This is a genomic window from Chitinophaga sp. (assembly GCF_035564935.1).
GTDB lineage: Bacteria > Bacteroidota > Bacteroidia > Chitinophagales > Chitinophagaceae > Chitinophaga.
Window position 1 is genome coordinate 1 of sequence record NZ_DATMTE010000468.1, and the last position, 3,503, is coordinate 3,503.

General features: G+C 47.7%; 5 protein-coding genes. 3 read left to right on the forward strand and 2 right to left on the reverse strand.

Going from position 1 to position 3,503, the window contains the following annotated elements:
* The 3 genes from VN105_RS12105 to VN105_RS12115 form a co-directional block, all read left to right on the forward strand.
* On the forward strand, positions 1 to 470 hold a 470-nt coding region (locus VN105_RS12105; protein WP_325641179.1), incomplete at its 5' end, for a DNA starvation/stationary phase protection protein.
* A 119-nt stretch (positions 471 to 589) separates the two neighbouring features.
* Entirely contained in the window at positions 590 to 1,339 is a 750-nt protein-coding gene (locus VN105_RS12110) for an NYN domain-containing protein (protein ID WP_325641181.1), read from the forward strand.
* Positions 1,340 to 1,342: 3 nt separating this feature from the next.
* Positions 1,343 to 1,885, forward strand: coding sequence for an O-acetyl-ADP-ribose deacetylase (locus tag VN105_RS12115; RefSeq protein WP_325641183.1), 543 nt, complete (start codon positions 1,343 to 1,345; stop codon positions 1,883 to 1,885).
* Positions 1,886 to 1,961: 76 nt separating this feature from the next.
* Here VN105_RS12115 and VN105_RS12120 read toward each other — a convergent pair whose 3' ends face one another.
* Both VN105_RS12120 and VN105_RS12125 read right to left on the reverse strand, forming a co-directional pair.
* Positions 1,962 to 2,105 carry a hypothetical protein gene (locus VN105_RS12120; RefSeq protein WP_209856121.1) on the reverse strand — a complete coding sequence of 48 codons (144 nt, stop codon included), beginning with the start codon at positions 2,103 to 2,105 and terminating at the stop codon, positions 1,962 to 1,964.
* Between the two features lie 71 nt (positions 2,106 to 2,176).
* The coding region (locus VN105_RS12125; protein ID WP_325641187.1) for a transketolase C-terminal domain-containing protein at positions 2,177 to 3,503 on the reverse strand (1,327 nt) is incomplete at its 5' end.

Sequence of the window (3,503 nt, forward strand, 5' to 3'; positions counted from 1 at the left end):
TGAAAGCAAACATTGGTGTTTCAGCAGAAAACACAAAAAAAATAGCATTAGAATTGAATAAAGTATTAGCAGATGAATTGTTGATTTATGCTAAAACACGCAATTGCCACTGGAATATCGAAGGAAGTAATTTCATGGAAATGCATAAGTTCTATGAAGCACAATACGAAGAGCTGCAGGATTTTGGTGACGATGTGGCAGAATATATCCGCTCTTTAGGTCATTATGCAGAAGGCCGCTATGCAGATGTTTTGAAACTGACTAACCTGCTGGAATCTGAGTACTCCAACGACCAGAAAAAACAATTGAAGGAATTGCTGGACGACCATGAAACAATCATCCGTAACCTGCGCAGGCTCATCGATGAATTTGATGAAAAATACAAAGATAAAGGAGCCGCGGATTTTGCTACCCAAATGTTGCAAAAGCATATGAAGCTGGCCTGGATGATCCGTGCATATGTAAGCTAAGCGGATTACCTGAAATAACCGACGTGCCGGAGGCAGTAAATAACTGCAGCCGGCACGTTTTTAGTTTTCAGTAATTGGCTACATTTGTTAGTGTGCCCTTCAACCCAAAAATAATAACAATGGATAATACCTCGAAAGATCTCCGCCTGGCAGTATTGATAGACGCCGATAATATTCCCTATCATAACATTAAAGGTATGCTGGAAGAAGTGGCGAAGTATGGCAGTCCAACTTTTAAAAGGATCTATGGCGATTGGACGAAGCCTACAGTGGCAGGATGGAAAGGAGTATTACTGGATTATGCCATCACGCCCATCCAGCAATATAGTTATACCTCCGGTAAAAATGCCACCGATTCCGCAATGATCATTGATGCAATGGACATCCTGTATACCGGCAGGGTGGATGGATTTTGCCTGGTATCCAGCGACAGCGATTTTACCCGGCTGGCTACCCGCCTGCGCGAAGCAGGAATGATAGTGTATGGTATGGGAGAACAAAAAACACCCAGTGCTTTCAGGGCTGCCTGCGACAAATTCATCTACCTCGAAATTCTCCAGGTCCGGGAAAAGAAAACGGATACGGAAAAAACAAGGACCACCAAAGATAAAAGAAACAGCATCAGTAAAGCAGATAAACAACTGGTAGCGTTAATATCCACCAGTATCAATGATATTGCAGATGAAGACGGGTGGGCTTACCTGGGAGAGCTGGGCAACCTGCTGCTGAAGAAACAACCGGATTTTGACTCCCGCAATTTTGGATTTAATAAACTGGTGCAACTGCTGAAGAGTTTTCCCGATTTTGAAATAGATATCAGGGAAAGCGGAAAGAAAACAGGGAAACTGGTGTATGTAAGAACAACATAGCCTATGACACAGAGGAAGATCAGTATTATCCGTGGCGACATTACAAAAGTAAGCGCCGATGCCATTGTAAACGCTGCCAACTCTTCCCTCTTGGGTGGGGGTGGTGTGGATGGCGCCATTCACCGCGCCGGCGGACCAGATATCCTCAACGATTGCAGGGCTATTGTAGCCAGGCAGGGAGGATGCAAAACGGGAGAAGCCGTGATTACTACCGCTGGCCGTTTACCGGCAAAACATGTTATTCACACAGTGGGGCCGGTTTGGAATAATGGTACCCGTGAAGAAGATATCCTGCTGGCGAATTGCTATCGCCATTCCCTGGAACTGGCCGACCGTCATCATCTGAAAAGCATCGCTTTCCCGAATATCAGTACAGGTATTTATCACTTCCCTAAAGATCTTGCTGCGAAAATTGCCATGGATACCATCATGAAGTACCTGGAAGGAAACACGGGGATAGAAGAAGTGATCCTGGTATGCTATGATGAAGAGAACCTGCGCTATACAGCACAGTATTATAACCAGCACGTGCCTCCTGAAGAATAGACTTTAATATAAACACAGAAAGGGCTATCTCATTGAGATAGCCCTTTCTTATAATGCGATGTAAAAACTATTACAATTAGAGTTTTGCGTATTTAACCCATGCATAAATAAACATGGCAGCAAAAACGATAATGGCCACAGGCGCCAGGAATCCTCCGATGCTATCGCCAACTTTATAAAAGTTGGTGGTGTGTACTACTGTTAAAAGATTCATCAACATTGTATAATGATTTTATATTATTCCGGATGCAAATTAAAACATTCAATGCATATTCCCAATCAAAGGGAGGATTACCAGCTGGTTAATTGCCGGATATACTGGTCCAGCCTTGATTTGGCGAGAAAATTTTTTTCCAGGGAGCCGGCAAAAGGCACCGGGGTGTCCAGGCTGGCGCAGCGCATTACCGGTGCATCCAGCAGGGAAAAGCAGTGTTCGGCGATCCAGGCGCTGATTTCCGCGCCAAATCCGCCTGTCAGCGTATCTTCATGAAGGATCAGCACCTTGCCGGTAGCCGCCACAATTTCCCGGATGGCAGTGTAATCCAGCGGCAGGAGGGTGCGCAGGTCAAGGATCCCGATAGAAAGCGCCGGATGCTGTCCGGCATAATCCAGCGCCCAGTGTACGCCGCTGCCCCAGGTGATGATGCTGATGTCCTCCCCCGGTTGTACCAGTGCGGCTTTTCCTATTTCGGTGGTATAGTAGCTGTTGGGCACCAGCCCGCTGATGCGGCGGTACAGTGCTTTATGTTCAAAATACATTACGGGGTTGGGATCGGCGAAAGCTGCCGTGAGCAAGCCTTTGGCGTCTGCCGGGTTGGAAGGGTATACCACTTTCAGGCCCGGTACATGGGTAAACCACGCCTCGTTGGTTTGAGAGTGGAAGGGCCCGGCTCCAACACCGCCGCCGGCGGGCATTCTGATTACAATATCAGCATTCTGGCCCCAGCGGTAATGTATTTTGGCCAGGTTGTTCACGATCTGGTTAAACCCACAGGTTACAAAATCAGCAAACTGCATTTCTACCATGCTTTTAAACCCACCGATAGACAAGCCCAGTGCAGCGCCGATCACAGCGCTTTCACACAGGGGAGTATTCCGCACCCTGCCGGCGCCAAACTGTTCAAGAAAGCCCTCCGTAATTTTGAAAGCGCCTCCGTAGGCTGCGATATCCTGTCCCATCAGGATCAGCTCGGGATGCTGTTCCATGGCTTGTTTAAGCCCGTCGGACAAAGCATTGATAAAACGCTTTTCTGAAGAGGCGCCGGAAGCGGCTACCGGGGCGGGTGCAGCGGCATACAGATCGTTGAGCTCTGTTTCGGTATTGGCCAGAAAAGGGATGTCTGTAATCCCTTTCGCCACCAGCTCCTCTATTTCATGTTTCAGTTCATCCCGGATAGTGGTAATGCCTTCGGCCGAAAGCAGGTTGGCCTGTAACAGGAAGGATTCATATTGAGCAACGGGATCTTTTTTACCCCACTCCACAAAGAGGGCAGGGGGCACGTATTTTACGCCGCTGGCCTCCTCATGCCCGCGCATACGGAAGGTCATGGCTTCTATCAGTACGGGTTTTTGTTCTTTGATGGCATAGGCCCGGGCGGTACGTATGGTTTGATATACT

Excerpts from the sequence above, each read along its gene's own strand:
- VN105_RS12110 (WP_325641181.1), top strand. The coding sequence starts at position 590 with ATGGATAATACCTCGAAAGATCTCCGCCTGGCAGTATTGATAGACGCC.
- VN105_RS12115 (WP_325641183.1), top strand. The coding sequence starts at position 1,343 with ATGACACAGAGGAAGATCAGTATTATCCGTGGCGACATTACAAAAGTA.
- VN105_RS12120 (WP_209856121.1), bottom strand. The coding sequence starts at position 2,105 with ATGTTGATGAATCTTTTAACAGTAGTACACACCACCAACTTTTATAAA.